This window comes from Ornithinibacter aureus, from assembly GCF_009858245.1.
GTDB lineage: Bacteria > Actinomycetota > Actinomycetes > Actinomycetales > Dermatophilaceae > Fodinibacter > Fodinibacter aureus.
Genome location: NZ_VMSB01000001.1, coordinates 2,839,725 through 2,858,763, shown reverse-complemented (window position 1 = coordinate 2,858,763; position 19,039 = coordinate 2,839,725). Strand labels below are relative to the sequence as shown.

Below are 19,039 nucleotides of genomic sequence, written 5' to 3'. Positions count from 1 at the left end.
AGCGTGCGAGCTTCGCTGCAGCTCGACACCGGTCGGCCATTGCCGTGGCTTCGAGGGCACGCGCCACATGGTGAACCATCCCCCTAACGACGCTGGAGCGCCAAGGATTGGTCGAAGCGGCGAAAGCCCCACTTGGGGCGGCATCACGGAGCTGATAACTCAGCGGCGGGCTCGACAGGTGGTCGTGTCGCCGGGCGTCTTGCACGACCAACGGATCGACCCCGCTGCTGTCGCCAACCAGCTCTCCGCTCCATACCTGATTCGACGGCACGCTGGTGGCATCCCATCGGCCCCGGCGAGGACGACGTGACTATGCAGGCGCCACGTGTAAGCGATGAACCTGACTTCAAGGTGGGACTGCGGGTCGGCAACGTTCCTGCGGCGGCAGACTTCTACGCAGGCCTCGGCTTCGAGCGGGTTGCCGGGATACCTGGCCCCGACGGCCGCACGATCATGGCCATTCTGCGTCGAGGCAACCTGCAGCTGCTGGTCGATGCCCTCGTGGGTATGCCGTTCCCGGACAGCACGCGGGAACGCATGACCGTGGCAGGCCCGCGTGGACTGGGGATGGTGATCGGTATCACCGTCGACGACGTTGACGCTGCGGTCGACTATGTCGTGGGTGTCGGGTGCGAGCTGACGGCAGCGGCTCAGGACTCGTCATGGGGGGAGCGATACGCCGAGTGCATCGACCCCTATGGCTACGCCTGGAAACTCTTCTGTCCTATACCGGGAGCTGTAGATGATGGTCTTGATGCCACCCGCGAGCAATGGTTCGGCACTGAACGGTGACCCAGCCAGGAAGTCACCGACGAGCCCCGCCATGTAGCCGACGACGTCACAGACCTGACCGCTGCTGGCCACTCGGGCCGAGATGGGCAGTTCCAGACCTTCCATCGCGGATGCGAGGACCGGCTGGGACAAGGCCCACCAGCCGTCGTCTGACAGTTGTGAGGCTGCTCGGACACGGTCGAGGCCAAGCTGCCATCGGGTAGCGCCGGTGGCCATGTTGACGATGGTCGTGACCACGTGGTCCATGGCCTCTCAGCGATCCCGGCCGAAGGGTTGTCCAGAGGTTTACCCGGGGCGAGAGAAGCCGCGCTCAGGGAGGGCGACGTCACTTTGCAGGAGGGTCGGGTGCTGGGCGTCTTGGGATCAACGGTGCAGGAAGACCACAATGGTGCGGCTGCTCACGACACTGACGCGCCCCACGCGAGGCGTTGCCCGAGTTCGCCGGCACTGTGCATGACCTCTCCCACGCGACACCCACACCGGGGCGCAACTTCGTACACGAATTGATCAGGGACTTTCAGACCCGGAAGGAGATCGTCGATGTGTCCAGTGTGACGCGCGGAACCGCGGATGAAGGCGGCACGAGGTGGACACTCGTGGGCGTGCCGTCGAGTGTCGGCGGTCACACTCCGGGGATGGACTTAGGGCCGGCGGCTATCCGTGAGGCCGAGCTGGCGCGGCTCCTGCGCGCGGCCGGCGACGAGGTGGTCGACGGCGGCGACGTGCGAGGATTTAGGCGGCGGCCCGATCCTGCGCACCTTGATCGGCAGAACATCCAGGAGGTCGCACGCGTAGCCGACGAGACGGCGACCGCGGTAGCATCTGTGCTCGCTGCATGCCGGGTACCCCTCGTGCTGGGCGGCGACTGCACAGTCACGGTGGGCGTCGTTGCCGGCTTCCGACGTGCAGGGCATGAGGTTGCCCTGATGTACGTGGACGGCGGTCCGGACCTCTACACGCCTGGACTCATCGAGTTTGGGAACGTGGACGCGATGGGTGTCGCGCACATGCTCGCGCTCCCCGGAAGCGACGAGGCGCTGACCACGATCGAAGGTTCCCCGCCTCTGCTGCGCCCGGACCAAATCGTCTCCTACGGTGACGCACTTCCGGAGGAGAGTGGTGACCTGGAACTGGCTCTGCTCCACGAACTAGGCATCGTGCGGATTCCCGCGAGATGCGTTCACGACGACCCAGACGCGCCGGCACTGGCGATCCAGGCCATCGCGAGTGCTGGCCTGCGATTCGTCGTGCATGTCGATGTCGACGTGCTCGCGCACTACCAAATGCCGCTGGCGAACATGCCGAACCCGGACAGCGAACCTTGGGGGCTCACCATTGACGAGCTAGTGGAGGCGCTCCGTGCGTTCACCACTGACGATCGGTTCGCCGGTCTCGTGCTCACGGAGGTGAACCCTGGAAATGCCCCCGACGTAACGGCACTCGACGACTATGTGCAGATGATTGTGGCGGGAGTCGGGCGAGCTGGACGTGTCTCGAGTCGCAGTGGGCACACCCCTCGCGCGCCTCACGACGACTCGGTGCGATAGTCGCTGGGAGTGAAACCAAGCACGCTTCGGAAGTCGCCGGTGAGGTGGGCGTAGTCGGTGTGCTGAGATGAGCAGCGACCGCCGCAAGGGAACGTCGGGTTGCTCGCGCACGTGGTGAGCAGCGTCCTGCAGTCGGTGACGTCGGAAGATCGCGGCCGTCACCTGTCCTGAGATGTCCGGCCACCGATCTTGGGGGAATGATCTTCTCGTGAAGGAGTCCAGGAGATGCCTGCACCGAAGTCGCCGGAGTTCCGGGCGCGTGGCGTGGAGCTTGGCCGGCTCAGGGAGAAGCCGACCGCGCCCAGACCTCAGACCTCGTCGATCCCGCCCGGCTCCCACAACTGGACGCTGTTCCCCTCGGGATCGTGGAGGTCAGCGAACCGTCCATTGGGGTAACCCTCTTCATGGACGCGAACGTCGACCCCTAGGCTCCTGAGCTGGGCGACCATCGCGTCAAGGTTTGACACTCTGAAGTTGAGCGCCCATGACCGACCAGCGGGCAGGTGTTCGGGATGAGCGTTCATGGGGGCAAAGACGGTCGGGCCAGCCTCTTGCCGCCATGACCGACGCTCATAGGTCAGAGGGGGTGAGTCGACTCCCAAGCAACGCGCATACCAGGCTGACAGCGCGGCTGGATCCCTCGCCAAGACGAAGACTCCGCCGACCCTGTGCGTCAGGCTGAGGTGAGACACGACGACTGAGTTCCTTCCCTTGCACGGGGTGAGAAGCGAGTAGTAGCTGATGACGATGACTTTGGCCGATGGGGCCGTTGATGATGGGGTCATGGGACCTCGAGGTGACCGGCCCAAGCGGCGGGTGTTCACGGCGGAGTACAAGGCGCGGATCCTGGCCGAGTACGACGCGGCCGAGCACGGTGGGCGGGGTGCGGTCCTGCGCCGGGAAGGGCTGTACTCCTCGCACATCGTGGAGTGGCGTCGAGCGGCTGACGCCGGTGCCCGGGCTGGTTTGGGCCCGGTCTCGCGGGACCGCCGCGACCGGGAGATTGAGGAGCTCACGGCCCGGGCCGAGCGGGCCGAGGCCGAGCTGGTGCGCACGAGGGCGGCGCTGGACCTGGTGGGAAAAGCACACGCGCTCTTGGAGACGCTCTCCGAGGGCGCGGAGCCGACCAAGCGGTCGCGGCGGTGATCAACCCGCTCGTGGACGTGCTGGCGGTGCACACCGGCGTCAAGACGGCGTGCGCGCTGCTGGGCCGGGCGCGGGGTAGCCACTACCGGGCCAAAGCTCCTCGCCCGGTGAGGGATTCGGCGCCGCGCCCGGCCCCACCCAACGCGCTGACCGACGCCGAACGGGCGCAGGTGCTGACGGTGTTGACCAGCGACCGGTTCGCCGACAAGTCCGTGGCCCAGGCGTGGGCGACGCTGCTCGACGAAGGCACCTACCTGTGCTCGCGGTCCACGATGCACCGGATCCTGCGCGCGAACGACGCCGCGGGTGAGCGCCGCGCCCAGGCCACCCACCCGCCCCGGGTCAAACCGGAGCTGGTGGCGACCCGGCCCGGGCAGGTGTGGTCCTGGGACATCACCAAGCTGCGCGGGCCGCAGCGCGGGGTGTACTACGACCTGTACGTCGTGATCGACATCTTCTCCCGCTACGTCGTGGCGTGGACCGTCGCCGCCCGCGAAGACGCCGAGATCGCCAAGGCCATGCTCGAGGAGGCGATGGGTGTGCACGGGATCCCCGACGTGGTCCACGCGGACCGGGGTACCTCGATGACCTCCAAACCCGTCGCGCAGCTGCTCGTCGACCTGAGCGTGACCCGCTCGCACTCCCGCCCGCACGTGTCCAACGACAACCCCTACAGCGAGGCCGCGTTCAAGACGTTGAAGTACGCCCCGGCCTTCCCCGGCGAGTTCGGGTCCCTGGCCGACGCGAGAGCGTTCGGGGAGAGGTTCTTCGGCTACTACAACCACGAGCACCGCCACGCCGGGATCGGGCTGCACACCCCCGCCTCGGTCCACTACGGCACCGCCACACAGGTCCGCGCCCAGCGGCAGACCACCCTCGACGCCGCGTACGCCGCCCACCCCGACCGCTTCGGCCATCGACGCCCCGCGCCACCGAAACTGCCCACCGCCGCGTGGATCAACCAACCCTCACAGGAGGCCCTCATACAAAGCGCCTGACCGCAGATGTCTCAAACGGCTTGACACCTTCCGGCTCGGCGGGAGAAGGTCAGCGAGCAGTCCATCGGGCGGTGGAAGGCTGACTTCCTCGAGGCGGGGAAGACCGCGTTGGCGGCGGGCCGGTCCGGCCCGTCGACGCGGGAGGAGCAGCTGGAGGCGCAGGTCGAGGATCTGACGCAGGCCCTGGGTGAGGCGGCGGTCGAGATCCGGGTCTGGAAGAAGAGCGCCGAGGGCCGGTTGGGCCCTTTGAGGACCTCGAGGTGATCAGACAAGAGTCTGGGATGTCGACCGCGAGGTGGTGCAGGAGGTTCGACATCCCGGAACGGACCTGGCGGCGGTGGCAGGCCAAGGCCGACCGTGGCCTTCCTGCGCGTGGTCCGTGGCCGCGGCCGGCCCGCGGTGCCGCGCGGGACCGAGTGCTGGTGCATGCGTCTGCTCATCCGGCGTGGGGTCATCGCAAGATCTGGGCGTTGGTCCGCCACGACGACCATGTCGTGTCCGAGGCGACCGTGCTGCGGATCCTGCGCGACGAGGGCCTGATCCTGCCCGATGAGTATCAGCGGGAACGCCGCAAGCTGGCCGAACGTCGCAAGGCCGCGTTCGCCAAGGAGCCCACGGGCGCCAACCAGGTCTGGCAGCTGGACTTCAGCGAGTTCGAGACCACCACGGGTGGGACGTGGCGGATCGCGGGGTGCCGGGACTACTGGTCCAAGTACGAGCGCCGATTCCATGTGTCGCCGACAGCGAATCAGCACGACGCGATCGATGCGGTCGAGCTCGCGCTGGCCGAGTACGAGGAGCTCTTCGGGCATCCGATGATCGATGACTGCCCGGTCGATGAGCACAGCGGTGAGGTGCTGCCGGTGGTCACGATCGTCACCGACAACGGCGGTCCGTTCCGATCGTTCCGGTTCGAGGCGTTCATCGAGCTCCATCCCGAGCTGGCGCACGTCCGCACCCGCGTGAAGTCGCCGGGGCAGAACGGATCACGCGAACGTGGGTTCGGGACGCTGAAGTATGAGCGGCTCTTCATCGACGAGATCGACGACGCCGTCATGCTCGCCGAGCACGCCGAGGACTACCGCATCGAGTACAACGAACTGCGACCGCACGAGGCCATCGCCTGGAACCGGCCCAAGGAGGTGCACCTGGGCCAGGCCGACCCGAGCATCCCCAACTTTCAGAACAAGGAAATCCTGCCAATTCTTTGATGCGGGACACGCTGACCCCGAGCACGGCGTGGACTCGGCCGAATCACGACGCCAGTCCCGGCCAGTGCGCTTGGCGGCCTGCTGGCTGACCCGAGTGGTCGGCATGCGGGGGATCAGCGATGCTCTGACGGTCCTGGCCCGTAGACTTGGGACAACACGCAGCGTACGGCGGGAGGTGAGTGGTGGCCGGATCAGGAGAGCACTTCAAGGCGCTCGTACGAAGCCACGGGAGCGGCGACGACGAGGCGTTCTACTCAGTCGCGCTACAGGTTGCCGCTCAGGCGGCTCGGCAGGGGCATCACCATCTCGCGGCTGACCTCAAAGCCGCAGTTGATCACTCACGTGTCGAGCGGCCAAAAAAGGTCACCTCAATCGCTCAACCGCGAGGCGATCTTTCAGAACTCGTTATCGCCTCTCACCCAGCCGTTGGCTTGAAAGACTTGGTCCTGCCGGATGAGCTGGCCGCGCAGGTGCGACGTGTCCTCAGCGAACAGCGCCAACGCAAGCAGCTTCTGGATCACGGCTTTGAGCCTGCGCATCGCCTCCTGTTCGAGGGGCCGCCTGGTACGGGCAAGACGATGACCGCGGCAGTCCTGGCTCACGAGCTCTCTCTGCCTTTGCTGACGATCAGGCTCGACAGCCTGCTGAGCAAGTTCATGGGCGAGACCGCCAGTAAGCTGCGCGTCATCTTCGATGCAGTGGGCGCGCAGCGCGGGGTGTACCTGTTCGATGAGTTCGACGCGCTCGGTGGCGACCGAGCAGGAAACGACGTCGGTGAGGCCCGACGCATCCTGAACTCCTTCCTGGTGTTCCTGGAGAACAGTTCTCCCGAGAGCATCGTCATCGCTGCCACCAACCACCGGTCGATTCTGGACAAGGCCCTGTTCCGACGTTTCGACATGGTTCTCAACTACTCACTGCCGGACGCGAAACAGGCCGCCGCCGTGATGCGCGGCAGGCTCGGGTCTCTCGCCAAGGGCGTCCGTTGGGCCGCACTGGCAGAGCACATGGCAGGGCTCTCCCATGCGGACCTCGTAAGGGCTGCGGAGTCTGCCGCCAAGAGCGTCATCCTCGCTGGCGGAACACGAGTGAGTGCCGACGACATTCGACAGTCGCTCAAATCGCGGCAGGCGGCGAGCCTTGGCTGAGGGGCAGGAACACCTCAGTCACCTTCTGGTAGAAGATCGAGCGGCAGACGAGGAGTTTCGCCGACGGGGTGGACCGGACCCGAAGATTCGTCCGGTCGAAGACCGTGCCGGTCACGGCGGCGGGCGGCTGAACGAGTTGCAGTCCGCGTTCTCTAGCGGTGACGAGACCCGTGAAGAACAACTCCCAGACGACGAGCTACGTGCCTTGGGCACCATCATCACGTTGGAGGGCTCTGACCCCGCCTATCCGCTCAAGCTCGACACTCTCCAACAGCTCACCTCGCACCGCGATTCGCAGCGCAGGCGCCCCAAGTGGCTCCTTCTCTCGGTTCTCCCCGCGGACTCGGGTTCTGGCATCCCCGAGCGAGCGACCGTCTGGGTCAGCGACGACTACCGTGCGAAGTTCCTGCAGCTCTTCGAGGACTACCTGGCGAAGGAGTCACCGAAAGGCAAACCTCGCAACAACGAACTCGTCGCGAACATCGCACGCATCCGTGCCACCATCCTGGGTGACCTTTGGCAGTCCGAGGGTCGCCCTCCAGAAGGTACGACGACATGGTGGGAACTATGGCTACGCCCAAACGCTGACGGCCCCGATCTGCTACGGCGCTTCGCCGAAGCCTCCGGACTGACCATCTCGCAGCGTCTCCTCCGGCTCGTCGACCGCGACGTCATGTGGGTCGAGGCGACGTGGGCGCAGCTTGAAGTCCTACCGTTCACCGCGGTGCCGCTGGCCGAAATCCGGCGCCCGGAGTTCATCGACTCCATAGAAGACCTCACCGCCGAGGAGCAAGCCGACTACGTCGACGACCTGGCCAAGCGACTGGAACCTGCCGACGAACTCCAGCCCGCCGTCTGCCACCTCGACACGGGCGTAGCGAGAACTCACGTCCTCATCGAGCAGTCCCTGGCACCCCAGGACCTGCACACCGTGATCGGCGTCAGCGGCTTCGATCAAGACGGACATGGCACCAAGATGGCCGGCATCGCGCTGCTGGGAGCCGCGGTCGACCGCCACCTGCTCGGATCGGACTCCGTTGTGCTGCGACACCGACTGGAGTCGGTTCGCATCCTTCCGACCAAGACCGAGAAGCCGCACGAACCCCGCGCGTACGGAGACGTCACCGCCCAAGCCGTCTCGCTGCCCGAAATCGCAGCGACACGGCGCCGGGTGTTCTGCATGCCGGTCAGCACCAGTACCGACACCCCCGGCAGCCCAGGTCAGCCCACGCTGTGGTCGGCCACCGTCGACGCACTGGCCGTCGGCGCCAACGTCGTCAGCAACGGCGACGAACTCCGGCTACTCGCGCCACCAGACAGCGAAGCAGCAAGACTCCTGATCGTGTCCGCCGGAAACGTAACCGGCTACGTCGCCGACCACCTCGCCGAATCCGACACCTCTCCGGTTCGAGATCCCGGCCAAGCCTGGAACGCACTCACCGTCGGCGCCTACACCGACCTCGACGCGGTCCCGACCGATCCGGCCTTCGCAGGCTGGACCCCTGTCGCGCGGAAGGGCGACCTCTCGCCCCACAGTCGCACGTCTCTGCCGTTCGGGAACAGGCGCTGGCCGATCAAGCCCGACATCGTCATGGAAGGCGGCAACGTCCTCCATGACACCGCCTCCATGTTCGAGCCGAATCACCCGGCGCTGTCCCTGCGAACCACCGGGCACACAAACGACCAGGCTCTGGCATCGGCCAACGCAACCAGCGCCGCGACCGCGCAAGGCTCCCGGCTCGCAGCCCTCGTCATGGCCACCTATCCCGAGTACTGGCCCGAGACGATCCGAGCACTCCTTGTCCACTCCGCGCAGTGGACACCCATCATGCGCGACGAAATCGATCGTGCGGGGCAGAGCGGACTTCAAGCCAAACAGATGCTGCTACGCCGATACGGCTGGGGCGTCCCGACCGAGGAACGCGTGTTGTTCTCCTCCGATCGGTCCGTAACCCTGGTCGTACAGGACGAGTTCACCCCTTTCGAGGGCGATGAGTTCAAGGTCCCGTCGTTCCGACTACACGACCTTCCTTGGCCGCGCGAAGTACTGCAAGACCTGGGCTCCGCTTCCGTGACTCTGCGCGTCACCCTCTCCTACTTCATCGAGCCGACGGCTTCCCGACGAGGATGGCGGCAGCGGTACAAGTACGCATCACACGGACTCCGGTTCGAGCTACAAGACCCCCTTGAATCTGAGGCCCATTTCATTCAGCGAGTGAACCGTGAAGCCCGCACCGAGGAAGCCGGCGGGCGCCCCGCAAGCGGACAAGTGTCGTGGCTCGTTGGCGCCAACCAACGCCTGTACGGCTCACTGCATCAAGACATCTGGGAGACCTACGGTTCAGCACTCGCCGACACCGGAAAGATCGCCGTCTACCCCGTCGGCGGCTGGTGGAAGAACAACAAGAACCGCGAACGCGTCGACCGGAAGATCCGCTACGCCCTCGTCGTATCACTCCAGACTGACGCCACCGACGTCGACCTGTACACACCAGTGGCGAACCTCCTCCACACCCCGATCGAGATCCCGATCGAGTGATGTCCGATTCGCTCCGAATCCCACGGATAACGGATGACACCGCCGGACTCGCAGCTCAGACGTTCGATGCGACGGCTTTTGCGCGCCGACCACCCGGTCGAATCGTGACGCCCTCTGCGGCCAGCGCGCGTCGGACAGCTTGCTGGCTGACCCCGTACCGCAGCCCGACTTCCATTAGCGTAAGGCCCTCGTCGTACAGCTCGACCGCTTCGGCGAGATGGCACTCATCGAGCCCCCGCTGGCGTATCCCTGTGCGTCAGGCTGTGGTGAGACACAACGACTGAGTTCCTTCCCTTGCACGGGGTGAGAAGCGAGTAGTAGCTGATGACGATGACTTTGGCCGATGGGGCCGTTGATGATGGGGCCATGGGACCTCGAGGTGACCGGCCCAAGCGGCGGGTGTTCACGGCGGAGTACAAGGCGCGGATCCTGGCCGAGTACGACGCCGCTGAGCATGGTGGGCGGGGTGCGGTCCTGCGCCGGGAAGGGCTGTACTCCTCGCACATCGTGGAGTGGCGCCGAGCGGCTGACGCCGGTGCCCGGGCTGGGCTGGGCCCGGTCTCGCGGGACCGCCGCGACCGGGAGATTGAGGAGCTCACAGCCCGGGCGGAGCGCGCCGAGGCCGAGCTGGCACGCACGAGGGCGGCGCTGGACCTGATGGGAAAAGCACACGCGCTCTTGGAGACGCTCTCCGAGAGCGCGGAGCCGACCAAGCGGTCGCGGCGGTGATCAGCCCGCTCGTGGACGAGCTGGCGGGGCATGAGGGTGTCAAGTTCTCTGTGTAAGTGAGGTGGGTCACATGGGGTTAGAGGTAGGTGTTGATGCGGTCGGGGTAGACGAGGGCGAGCTCGCCCAGGGCGGCTTTCCAGCCTTGGATGAGCGAGCCTTCGACGAGTTTGCCGGGGGCTTTTCGGGGGCTGCCCTTGGGTAGGCCGGCTTCTTTGGCGCGTTGCCGGGCGCGTTTGTCCTCGATGGTGCGGATAGCCAACCAGAGCAGCTTGATCGCGGCGGCGTCGTTGGGGAAGTGGCCGCGGTTCTTGATGATCTTGCGCAGCTGGTAGTTCAAGCTCTCGATGCTGTTGGTCGTGTAGATGACCTTGCGCAGGGCTGGCCCGAACGCCAGGAACGGGGTGAACCGGTCCCAGGCGTTCTCCCACGACGCGACGGCGGCGGGGTACTTCTTGCCCAGGTTGGAGTCGGCGAACGTGGCCAGGGCGATCAGCGCGGCGTCCTCGTTGGCGGCGGTGTAGATCGGGCGCAGCATCGCGGCGACGGCCTTGCGGTCGCTGTAGGACACGAACCGCATCGAGGCCCGGATCAGGTGCACCACACACGTTTGGACCATCGCCTGCGACCAGGTGCCCTCGATGGCCTCGGGGAAGCCGGTCAGCCCGTCGCAGCACACGATCAGCACGTCCTTGACGCCGCGGTTGGCCAGCTCGGCGCACACCGACGCCCAGAACTTCGCGCCCTCGGCGGCTTGGACCCAGATGCCCAGGACGTGCTTGACCCCGTCCATGTCGACCCCGACGGCGATGTGCGCGGCCCGGTTGGCCACGTGCGCCCCGTCGCGGATCTTGACCACGAGCGCGTCGAGATAGATCACCGGGTAGAACGCCTCCAACGGGCGGGTCTGCCACGCCTTGACCTCCTCGGCGACCGCGTCGGTGACCTTGCTGATCGTCTCGTGCGAGAGCTCGGTGCCCAGCGTGGACGCCAGGTGGTGCTGGATGTCACGGATCGTCATCCCGCCGGCGTACAGGGAGATGATCATGTCCTCCAGCCCGCCCAGGCGGCGGGCGCCCTTGGGCACCAGCGCCGACGCGAACGTGGAGTTCCGGTCCCGAGGCTGGTCCAACGCGATGTCACCAACCTCGGTGCCCACCGTCTTCGGGGTGGACCCGTTACGCGAGTTGCCCGACCCCTTCCCGGCCGGGTCGCCCTTGTCGTAACCCAGGTGACCGGTCAGCTCGGCCTCCATCCCCGCTCGAGAACGGCCTTGATCATCTCCGGCAAGAACCCGCCCTCACCGGTCAGCGACAGGCCACGCTCACCCGTCGCAGCCATCAACTGGTCCAGCATCTCGTCGGTGAACAACTCCCGACGCAACCGGCGAGCCTCAGGCTCGACAGCGTCCGTCTTCGCTTCCTTGGTCATGCTCACAGTCAAACTCCTTCAGGGTTGGAGACCCCCTCGCTTACACAGACCATCTGATACCCCCCGGGGCATACTGGCGTCAAGGCCGCGTGTGCGCTGCTGGGCCGGGCGCGGGGTAGCCACTACCGGGCCAAAGCTCCTCGCCCGGTGAGGGATTCGGCGCCGCGACCGGCCCCACCCAACGCGCTGACCGACGCCGAACGGGCGCAGGTGCTGACGGTGTTGACCAGCGACCGGTTCGCCGACAAGTCGGTGGCCCAGGCGTGGGCGACGCTGTTGGACGAGGGTACCTACCTGTGCTCGCGGTCCACGATGCACCGGATCCTGCGCGCGAACGACGCCGCGGGTGAGCGCCGCGCCCAGGCCACCCACCCGCCCCGGGTCAAACCGGAGCTGGTGGCGACCAGGCCCGGGCAGGTGTGGTCCTGGGACATCACCAAGCTGCGCGGGCCGCAGCGCGGGGTGTACTACGACCTGTACGTCGTGCTCGACATCTTCTCCCGGTACGTCGTGGCGTGGACCGTCGCCGCCCGCGAGGACGCTCAGATCGCCACGGCCATGCTCGAGGAGGCGATGGGTGTGCACGGGATCCCCGACGTGGTCCACGCCGACCGGGGCACCTCGATGACCTCCAAACCCGTCGCGCAGCTGCTCGTCGACCTGAGCGTGACCCGCTCCCACTCCCGCCCGCACGTGTCCAACGACAACCCCTACAGCGAGGCGCAGTTCAAGACGTTGAAGTACGCCCCGGCCTTCCCCGGCGAGTTCGGGTCCCTGGCCGACGCGAGAGCGTTCGGGGAGAGGTTCTTCGGCTACTACAACCACGAGCACCGCCACGCCGGGATCGGGCTGCACACCCCCGCCTCGGTCCACTACGGCACCGCCACACAGGTCCGCGCCCAGCGGCAGGCCACCCTCGACGCTGCCTACGCCGCGCACCCCGACCGCTTCGGCCATCGACGCCCCGCGCCACCGAAACTGCCCACCGCCGCGTGGATCAACCAGCCCTCACAGGAGGCCCTCATACAAAGCGCCTGACCGCAGATGTCTCAAACGGCTTGACACCTTCCGCTGCGGGGGGTCGGTGACTGTGCAACCGCCGTCAGCGAGTATGAATCGCCGATCGTGCTCAAAGGGCCTCTCCCAACACTCGTCGACCTGGGCTGGCGGGGCTGTCCTGGCCTACTTCGAGCGCCCCGGCACCAGCAACGGACCCACCGGAACCCATCAACGGTCGCCTCGAGCACCTCCGCGGCTCCGCTCCCGGGTTCCGCAACCTCACCAACTACATCGCCAGATGCCTGCTCGAATCCGGCGGCTTCAGACCCAGCTCCTACACCCTCGATTGGGATGAGCCCCCATGCCTTCCAGCTTCGATGTGGGAAGGGGCTGGGAATCGCGGGGGGCGGCATGTGTGGTTCCCCCCGAATCGTGGAGGTTGTCTCTTAGGCGGCTGCTCTCGGGGTGAGGGCAGCGTTTTCGTAGTTGATGGGTGACATCATCGATGCGGCGCTGTGGCGGCGGTCGGTGTTGTAGAAGTTCCAGCACCAGTCCGAGACCACGGTAGCGGCTTCGGTGGTGTTTCGGAACTCGTTGCGGGAGAGGACTTCCCACTCGAGGCTGGAGAAGAACGCCTCCGCGGCCGCATTATCGAAGCACGATCCGACGCGTCCCATGGATTGGCGGATCCCGAGGTTTCGGCATGCGCGGGTGAACAGATCCGCGGTGTAGGTCGAGCCGCGGTCAGAGTGGAAAATGACCGCTCTGATTCCTCCTCCTTCCAGATCGCCTCTTTGCCGCCGCGGACCGTTACGGCCATGGTGATCGCGGCCTTGGCCAGTTCCGCGTTCGGGTGCAGCGACGTCGCGGCCCCGATCAGTCGGCGGGAGTACAGGTCGATCACGGTGGCCAGGTACAGCTTCCCGGCCGCGGTCGGGATCTCGGTGATATCACCGACCCAGCGCTGGTTGACCGCGGTCGCGGTGAAGTCCCGGCGAATCAAGTCCGGGAACGGCGCCTTCGACTTATCTTGCTTCGTTAATCCGTTGCGGCGCTTGATCTTCCGAGCGATCAACCCTTGCCGGCGCATCGAGTTCGCGACCGTCTTCTCACTGACCGTCCACCCCTCCTCGCGCAGGTCGAGCACCAGCCGCGGGGACCCGTGCAACCCGCGGTTTTTGTCGAACATGACCTTCACCGCCCGGTCCATGGTGTCGCGGCGCAGGTCCCGCTTGGTGTACAGGCCGGTCGCGATGGCCGTCCGAGGTAGCCACTTGTAGAACCACGAGATCGAGATCCCGAGCAGCGCGCAGGTGAACGCGACGGGCACCTGGTAGTTGGTCCTCTGGTCGACCACGAAGCGTGCCACGCTCACTTCGTCGCCTCCTTCACCCACAGGACCACGGATCGCTTGAGGACATCACGCTCCATCCGCAGCTCGGCGTTCTCCGCGCGTAGCCGCTTCAACTCCTCGATGTCACCGGCCGACATTTCGCCGCGTCCCTCACGCTCGGCGCGAGCCCGGGTAACCCAGTTGCCCAGGGTCCCTTCGTTGACGCCGAGATCGCGCGCGACGGCAGCGATCGGCTTGTTGGTCTCCTCGACGATCCGTACAGCCCCCTCACGGAACTCACGGTCGTACTTCTTACGTGTCTCAGGCACAGCATCTCCTTATAGCTGATACCTACACGCTTCGGGGGGAAGTCCACATGGGTCGTGCAGACGGCGAAGCCAGCCGACACCCGCACCCCAGACTCGTTGCCCATTGACACCATTCACGCGATCGGCACATGATCGGAGGCCGCCGGGAAGGGGTCTCTAGAATAGACAGCATGGACACGGCGAACACTGACAACAGATGAGTCGGACCATCGCCTACGAAACGGCTGGATCACCGGCATCCATCCGCTGCCACCGAACGTATCGATCCCTGCGTCGCTCAACCGATTCGCCCTGGCAGACGCGATAGGAGCCTGATCTGGAAGAGCTGCGGTGCGGGGTGCAGGGGCCGCCTCCCGCACACTCCAACGACACGACGACAAAGGGAACGCCGCAGTGAATGATCTCTCCTCACCGCGGCTGCATGTATTCATCGACGGCGCTACCGCACCCGCACGTGTGCTGACCGGCTTGAAGGATGCGACGGGGCTGGGGTTCAGCGAACTGCGGGTGCTGATCGCCGTGGGCGCTCCGGTGCTCGATGTCGAGATGTTCACCAACGACTGGTACGACAGCGGCGCGGCAGGCATCTTGGACCTACTGTCGGGCTGGGATGCCCAAGGCTTCGGCTACATCCTCTGCGATACGTTCGCCGAACCCGACGACGGGGAGGTAACGGGTGACGCCTCGCGGATCACCCTGGATGAGCTACGCAACATCATCCGCTCCGGTGAAGAAGAACGTGCTCGTCAGGAGGAGCTCGACAACCTCAGATACGGCGTGCCCGTGACTGAGCACCGGACAGCCCCCGAGAACGCCGCGCCGGAATCATCTCGTCGGTTACGTGTGGTCATGTACGGAATCGCCGGGCTGCTGCTGCTCGGCGCCGTCGTCGTGCAGCTCATAGCTCCGGAGCGTGCGAACGTGGAGATGCCGACACGCCGGAACGGGCGAGGGCAGATCGATGTCGGACTGTGGGCGCTCTATCTTCCCTTCGCCCTGGCGCTGCTCGCCGCCTGGTACGCGACCGCACGGCTCCCGCACACACGACTGGGAAGGCGTCGCGTCCGGTGGATCCTTCTCCTCGCTATGGGCCCGGCCGTGCTCTTCGCGATTGTCGCCTTCGATGCACTCGCCTGAGGAACTACAGGGATACGACCTCCGTGGGAGAGGTATCGCCCAACCATGAAGGGATCATCATGCGTGACGACGTCGCCGCGATCATCCAGCACGATTGCACTGAACACGCTCAATTGCCGAGTCTGGTCGCTGCCCTTCCCGACGAGGGAGCGCTGTGGGAACTGATGAGCGCGTACAACTGGGACGACGGGTTCGCAGTTCCGCTCGCAGTGGTCTCGCATCCGCGATGTGATCGTGCACTCGCGTTGCGCCTCTTCTGGGAGCTGGATGACACCGCGCGAACCCATTACGAGGATGAGGAGACGGCTGTTCGCGAACTGTACGCGAGTGACGCCGAACGCGATCCGGACAGCTTTCGCACGCTCCTTGCCTATTGCACCACGCTCGTCGATCGCCTTCGCCAGCAGAGCTTCCCGACCGGCGAGAACCGTTTCGACACTGGCTACTTCAACCTCGAAAACCCGACTCTGACCGAACGCCAGCGAACGATCCGCGCCATACGTACGAAACGCGCCCAGAAGCAGTTCGAGGATGTGTTCCTGCGCCCCGTACCGTGACGCGCGCAATGACCGAGGCGAGCAAACGCAGAAGGACGCCGACGGGGGGATCAGGAGTCCTGAACCCAAGGGTTTTCGCCCTTCCTCCGTTCGGTGGTGTCGAACGCGGTGAGTTCGGCCGGGTGAAGTTGGTGGTGGACGACGAAAAGCGTTCTTTGATGCGCCAGAGCCCTTGCCCGGTGCCGAGCCCTGGGAGGAGTTTCTGTTCAGGTGCCGGTGAGGCCGAGGGCTGCGGCGGTGGCTCCGAGCTGGTCGAGTTCTTGCCCTCAATGCCGCGCCCACCGTCACGGCGCACTCTGCAAGACTCGTACGTCCCCTCATGCCGCGATCCGAGCGGCCACGTTCCTGCTCGAGCACCGCTCAAGTCAAGGTGCGGACCCCGACATGGAGGGTGGGGGAGGTCGCGAAGACGAAGACGCGGCCCAGTGGTGAGAATCCGCAGGCTCGTGGCGCCTCTTCGTCATCGACAACGAACCCACTACCGTTGGGCCCGGCCAACTCCACACCCCGAGGGGTCATTCGGCAGCTCCAGCCGTCACGCGTCGTCGAGGACAACACGCCACCCCATAACCCGGCCACGGGCACCCGGTGTAGCCCCTCACCGTCCTCGTAGAACGCGGTCGGTGGTGGCTCGTGGAACCACGCGTAGTCACCTGAGGGATCTTCAGACCTGTCGAGCACAGCACCTGTCGCCGCATCCAGAACGCCGAGCCCATCATGGCTCCCGACGATGATGCGCTGCTCGTCCAGGAATCCGACCGCCACGAGACCACCAACACGTAGCGGCCTGATCGATCCCCAAGGCGTCACACCGCCACGCTACCGTCGGCGGCGAACTGTCAGAGGGAGAGTCGCCGAACGGTGTTTCTGGCCCGACACGCCAACATGGCCGCGGGATCGGTAAGGACGTCACCGGCCCCGAGTGCCTGTCGAAGCCGATCACCGCGACGGTGCTCCCGAACCAACACGGTGACGACCGACGCCACCTGTGAACAAGAGGTTCTCTCGATTCAGACCCTGGCCAGGCCTTCGGCAGCGGGCGTCAGGCGGAGCGCGGCGCGTACATGATGACCGCGACGCCGACGAGGCAGAGCAACGCGCCGGCCACGTCGTAGCGGTCAGGGCGAAAGCCGTCGAGAACCATGGCCCAGGCGAGCGATCCCGCCACGAAGACGCCCCCGGAGGCCGCGAGGATGCGCCCGAAGTTAGCGTCCGGCTGAAGGGTGGCGACGAACCCGTAGAGCCCGAGCGCCACGACCCCGGCGCCGATCCACACCCACCCACGGTGTTCGCGTACGCCCTGCCAGATCAGCCAGGCACCACCGATCTCCGCGACGGCAGCCAGCACGAACAGCAGCACCGACCTCAGAACTGTCATGGACGAGGTCAGAGTCGGACGATCATCTTGCCGGTGTTCTCGCCCCGCAGGACCCCGAGGAAGGCGTCCACCGCGTGGGCGATGCCGTCGACGAACGTCTCACGCGACTGCAGTTCACCCGAGGCCAACCAACCGGCCGCCCGCTTGGCGTACTCCCCCGCGAGGTCGTAGTGGTCGCCGACGAGGAAGCCTCGGATACAACCGCGGGTCTGGATCAGCCGGGCGAGGTTTCGCGGCCCTGGAGCAGCCTCGGTGTCGTTGTAGACCGAGATCATCCCACAGACGGCGATGCGGCCAGCGAGGCGCAGCGACCCGATCGCGGCCTCGAGGTGCTCGCCGCCGACGTTGTCGAAGTAGACGTCGATGCCGTCCGGCGCGGCCTCGCGCAACTGCCCCGATACCGGAGCAGCCTTGTAGTCGAACGCCGCGTCGAATCCGAGGTCCTCGACGACGTGGCGCACCTTCTCGGGCGACCCGGCGCTGCCGATGACGCGGCTTGCCCCGAGCGCCTTCGCGATCTGGCCGACCGCGCTGCCCACGGCACCGGCTGCGCCCGAGACGAAGACGACGTCACCGGGCTGAAGCGCGGCGATACGGGTCAGGCCTGCGTAGGCCGTCAACCCCGTCATCCCGAGAACGCCGAGGTACGCCGAATCGGGAGCCGCGGCATCCACCCGACGCGCCGACGCGGCATCCAGCACAGCCACCTCACGCCACCCGAGCCCGTGCAGCACGTGGTCACCGACGGCGAACCCGTCGGCGCGCGACTCCTCGACGACGCCGACGGCGCCGCCGGTCATCGCCTCCCCGATCACGTAGGGGTCGGCGTAGGACTTCGCGGCGCTCATCCGCCCGCGCATGTAGGGGTCGACCGACATGACGGTGTTGCGCACGCGAATCTGCCCATCACCCACCTCGGGCACGCAACTCTCGACGACCTCGAAGTCGGCGTGCGTGGGCCAGCCGACAGGGCGCGAGACGAGGCGGACTTCGCGGGGTGTGGGGGTGCTCATAAGTGTTGCCTCCGGTGCTGGTTCGATGGGTGTGCTGAGCGCTTCGCCGGCCAGGGCGCGACGGGACACGGGTGGGTGACCGCGACATCGCCTGAGGGTTGCGCCGGGTCCACCGTGTCATGCGGCAGGTTCAGTCCCGCCGGGAACTGTCCCGTCGTGACCGGCGCCCCGTGGTCGCGCCACTGCTGCGCGAGGCGGCTGAGCCTTGAGGGGCAAGGGTGGGATGCGCGTGAAGACGATGTCGAAGGCGCCCTCGAACCTCTCGGGCACGGCCTTCAGCGAGATGGCCGAGGCCACCGCGATGTTGACGGAGGCGACGGACCAGTCGCGCAGCTGTTCCGCGGTGAGGTCCTCGACATCGCCGACCGGGACGATCGACGGGCCGATCGCCACGGCGACCAGGAGCGGCGCGAGCACGAACCCGGTCACGCGCAGAACGCATCTCGTGGGCTGCGGGCCGTGGTTCGGCCATCGTGGTTTGCCCTCCAGGACGTCGCTGACGCGATGATGCCGGTCAGTCGGCCTCGCGGGCGAGCCTTGCATCGCGGGCGGCGGCGACCTTGGCCTCGCGCTGCCGGATGAGCCGGGCCTGCGGGTCGTTCTCGGTGCCGAGCTGGGCGGGGCCGAAGACGTGCAGCCCCGCGTACTTGATGCGCCACATGATCCGGTAGCCCAGTGAGAGCCCTTCACGGTCCGCCTTGGCCATGTCTGTCCTTTTGTTAGTCCACTAACTGTTCGGCCCCTAAGTTAGCGGC

Annotated in this window: 15 protein-coding genes and 6 pseudogenes; 11 read left to right on the top strand and 10 right to left on the bottom strand. The window is 66.3% G+C overall.

Going from position 1 to position 19,039, the window contains the following annotated elements:
* The first annotated feature begins 312 nt into the window (after positions 1-312).
* Positions 313-792, top strand: a complete 480-nt coding sequence (locus C8E84_RS13580) for a VOC family protein (RefSeq protein ID WP_159904926.1) — start codon at positions 313-315, stop codon at positions 790-792.
* Between the two features lie 428 nt (positions 793-1,220).
* The gene (locus tag C8E84_RS13575; protein ID WP_246196942.1) at positions 1,221-2,339 is read left to right on the top strand and encodes an arginase family protein; all 1,119 of its coding nucleotides are present in this window, start codon (positions 1,221-1,223) and stop codon (positions 2,337-2,339) included.
* 308 nt (positions 2,340-2,647) lie between these two features.
* Here C8E84_RS13575 and C8E84_RS13570 read toward each other — a convergent pair whose 3' ends face one another.
* Entirely contained in the window at positions 2,648-3,124 is a 477-nt protein-coding gene (locus tag C8E84_RS13570; protein WP_159902918.1) for a VOC family protein, read from the bottom strand.
* Here C8E84_RS13570 and C8E84_RS13560 point away from each other — a divergent pair.
* The 5 genes and pseudogenes from C8E84_RS13560 to C8E84_RS18570 all read left to right on the top strand — a co-directional run bounded on the left by C8E84_RS13560 (position 3,081) and on the right by C8E84_RS18570 (position 10,110).
* Positions 3,081-4,483 (top strand): annotated as a pseudogene (locus C8E84_RS13560) (IS3 family transposase). The gene C8E84_RS13570 and the pseudogene C8E84_RS13560 overlap by 44 nt on opposite strands.
* Before the next feature lie 281 nt (positions 4,484-4,764).
* On the top strand, positions 4,765-5,694 hold the full coding sequence (locus C8E84_RS13550; RefSeq protein ID WP_281348944.1) for an integrase core domain-containing protein: 930 nt from the start codon (positions 4,765-4,767) through the stop codon (positions 5,692-5,694).
* Between the two features lie 182 nt (positions 5,695-5,876).
* Entirely contained in the window at positions 5,877-6,842 is a 966-nt protein-coding gene (locus C8E84_RS13545) for an AAA family ATPase (protein WP_034228238.1), read from the top strand.
* A complete protein-coding gene (locus C8E84_RS13540) occupies positions 6,835-9,381 on the top strand; it encodes a S8 family peptidase (RefSeq protein WP_159902912.1) in 2,547 nt (848 codons plus the stop codon). Before C8E84_RS13545 ends, C8E84_RS13540 begins: the two co-directional genes overlap by 8 nt.
* Before the next feature lie 366 nt (positions 9,382-9,747).
* On the top strand, positions 9,748-10,110 hold the full coding sequence (locus tag C8E84_RS18570; protein WP_211675568.1) for a hypothetical protein: 363 nt from the start codon (positions 9,748-9,750) through the stop codon (positions 10,108-10,110).
* 76 nt (positions 10,111-10,186) lie between these two features.
* Here the strand turns inward: C8E84_RS18570 and C8E84_RS13530 are convergent.
* Positions 10,187-11,463 (bottom strand): annotated as a pseudogene (locus tag C8E84_RS13530) (IS256 family transposase).
* A gap of 150 nt (positions 11,464-11,613) precedes the next feature.
* Here C8E84_RS13530 and C8E84_RS13525 point away from each other — a divergent pair.
* Positions 11,614-12,576 (top strand): annotated as a pseudogene (locus tag C8E84_RS13525) (IS3 family transposase); the annotation flags it as partial.
* A gap of 136 nt (positions 12,577-12,712) precedes the next feature.
* A pseudogene (locus tag C8E84_RS13520) lies at positions 12,713-12,892 on the top strand (transposase); the annotation flags it as partial.
* Positions 12,893-12,983: 91 nt separating this feature from the next.
* Here C8E84_RS13520 and C8E84_RS18565 read toward each other — a convergent pair.
* The 3 genes and pseudogenes from C8E84_RS18565 to C8E84_RS13510 all read right to left on the bottom strand — a co-directional run bounded on the left by C8E84_RS18565 (position 12,984) and on the right by C8E84_RS13510 (position 14,199).
* A complete protein-coding gene (locus tag C8E84_RS18565) occupies positions 12,984-13,214 on the bottom strand; it encodes an integrase core domain-containing protein (protein ID WP_425495957.1) in 231 nt (76 codons plus the stop codon).
* 125 nt (positions 13,215-13,339) lie between these two features.
* Positions 13,340-13,747 (bottom strand): annotated as a pseudogene (locus C8E84_RS18560) (DDE-type integrase/transposase/recombinase); the annotation flags it as partial.
* A gap of 161 nt (positions 13,748-13,908) precedes the next feature.
* Entirely contained in the window at positions 13,909-14,199 is a 291-nt protein-coding gene (locus C8E84_RS13510; RefSeq protein WP_159899521.1) for a transposase, read from the bottom strand.
* Between the two features lie 393 nt (positions 14,200-14,592).
* On the opposite strand from C8E84_RS13510, the gene C8E84_RS13505 reads away from it, so the two are divergent.
* Positions 14,593-15,336, top strand: a complete 744-nt coding sequence (locus tag C8E84_RS13505) for a hypothetical protein (protein ID WP_159902910.1) — start codon at positions 14,593-14,595, stop codon at positions 15,334-15,336.
* Between the two features lie 59 nt (positions 15,337-15,395).
* On the top strand, positions 15,396-15,893 hold the full coding sequence (locus C8E84_RS13500) for a DUF4274 domain-containing protein (protein ID WP_159902908.1): 498 nt from the start codon (positions 15,396-15,398) through the stop codon (positions 15,891-15,893).
* A 50-nt stretch (positions 15,894-15,943) separates the two neighbouring features.
* Here the strand turns inward: C8E84_RS13500 and C8E84_RS18175 are convergent.
* The 5 genes and pseudogenes from C8E84_RS18175 to C8E84_RS13480 form a co-directional block, all read right to left on the bottom strand.
* Positions 15,944-16,156, bottom strand: a pseudogene (locus C8E84_RS18175) (ATP-binding protein); the annotation flags it as partial.
* A gap of 779 nt (positions 16,157-16,935) precedes the next feature.
* The gene (locus C8E84_RS13495; protein WP_159902906.1) at positions 16,936-17,271 is read right to left on the bottom strand and encodes a YnfA family protein; all 336 of its coding nucleotides are present in this window, start codon (positions 17,269-17,271) and stop codon (positions 16,936-16,938) included.
* A gap of 8 nt (positions 17,272-17,279) precedes the next feature.
* Positions 17,280-18,284: an NADP-dependent oxidoreductase gene (locus C8E84_RS13490; RefSeq protein ID WP_159902904.1), complete on the bottom strand. Its 1,005-nt coding sequence runs from the start codon at positions 18,282-18,284 to the stop codon at positions 17,280-17,282.
* A 117-nt stretch (positions 18,285-18,401) separates the two neighbouring features.
* Entirely contained in the window at positions 18,402-18,713 is a 312-nt protein-coding gene (locus C8E84_RS13485; protein WP_159902902.1) for a hypothetical protein, read from the bottom strand.
* A gap of 85 nt (positions 18,714-18,798) precedes the next feature.
* Entirely contained in the window at positions 18,799-18,990 is a 192-nt protein-coding gene (locus C8E84_RS13480) for a hypothetical protein (protein WP_159902900.1), read from the bottom strand.
* Positions 18,991-19,039 lie beyond the last annotated feature (49 nt).

Coding starts and splice junctions, on each gene's coding strand:
- C8E84_RS13580 (WP_159904926.1), top strand. CDS start 313: ATGCAGGCGCCACGTGTAAGCGATGAACCTGACTTCAAGGTGGGACTG.
- C8E84_RS13570 (WP_159902918.1), bottom strand. CDS start 3,124: ATGACCCCATCATCAACGGCCCCATCGGCCAAAGTCATCGTCATCAGC.
- C8E84_RS13550 (WP_281348944.1), top strand. CDS start 4,765: ATGTCGACCGCGAGGTGGTGCAGGAGGTTCGACATCCCGGAACGGACC.
- C8E84_RS18570 (WP_211675568.1), top strand. CDS start 9,748: ATGGGACCTCGAGGTGACCGGCCCAAGCGGCGGGTGTTCACGGCGGAG.
- C8E84_RS18565 (WP_425495957.1), bottom strand. CDS start 13,214: ATGGGACGCGTCGGATCGTGCTTCGATAATGCGGCCGCGGAGGCGTTC.
- C8E84_RS13500 (WP_159902908.1), top strand. CDS start 15,396: ATGCGTGACGACGTCGCCGCGATCATCCAGCACGATTGCACTGAACAC.
- C8E84_RS13495 (WP_159902906.1), bottom strand. CDS start 17,271: ATGACAGTTCTGAGGTCGGTGCTGCTGTTCGTGCTGGCTGCCGTCGCG.
- C8E84_RS13490 (WP_159902904.1), bottom strand. CDS start 18,284: ATGAGCACCCCCACACCCCGCGAAGTCCGCCTCGTCTCGCGCCCTGTC.
- C8E84_RS13480 (WP_159902900.1), bottom strand. CDS start 18,990: ATGGCCAAGGCGGACCGTGAAGGGCTCTCACTGGGCTACCGGATCATG.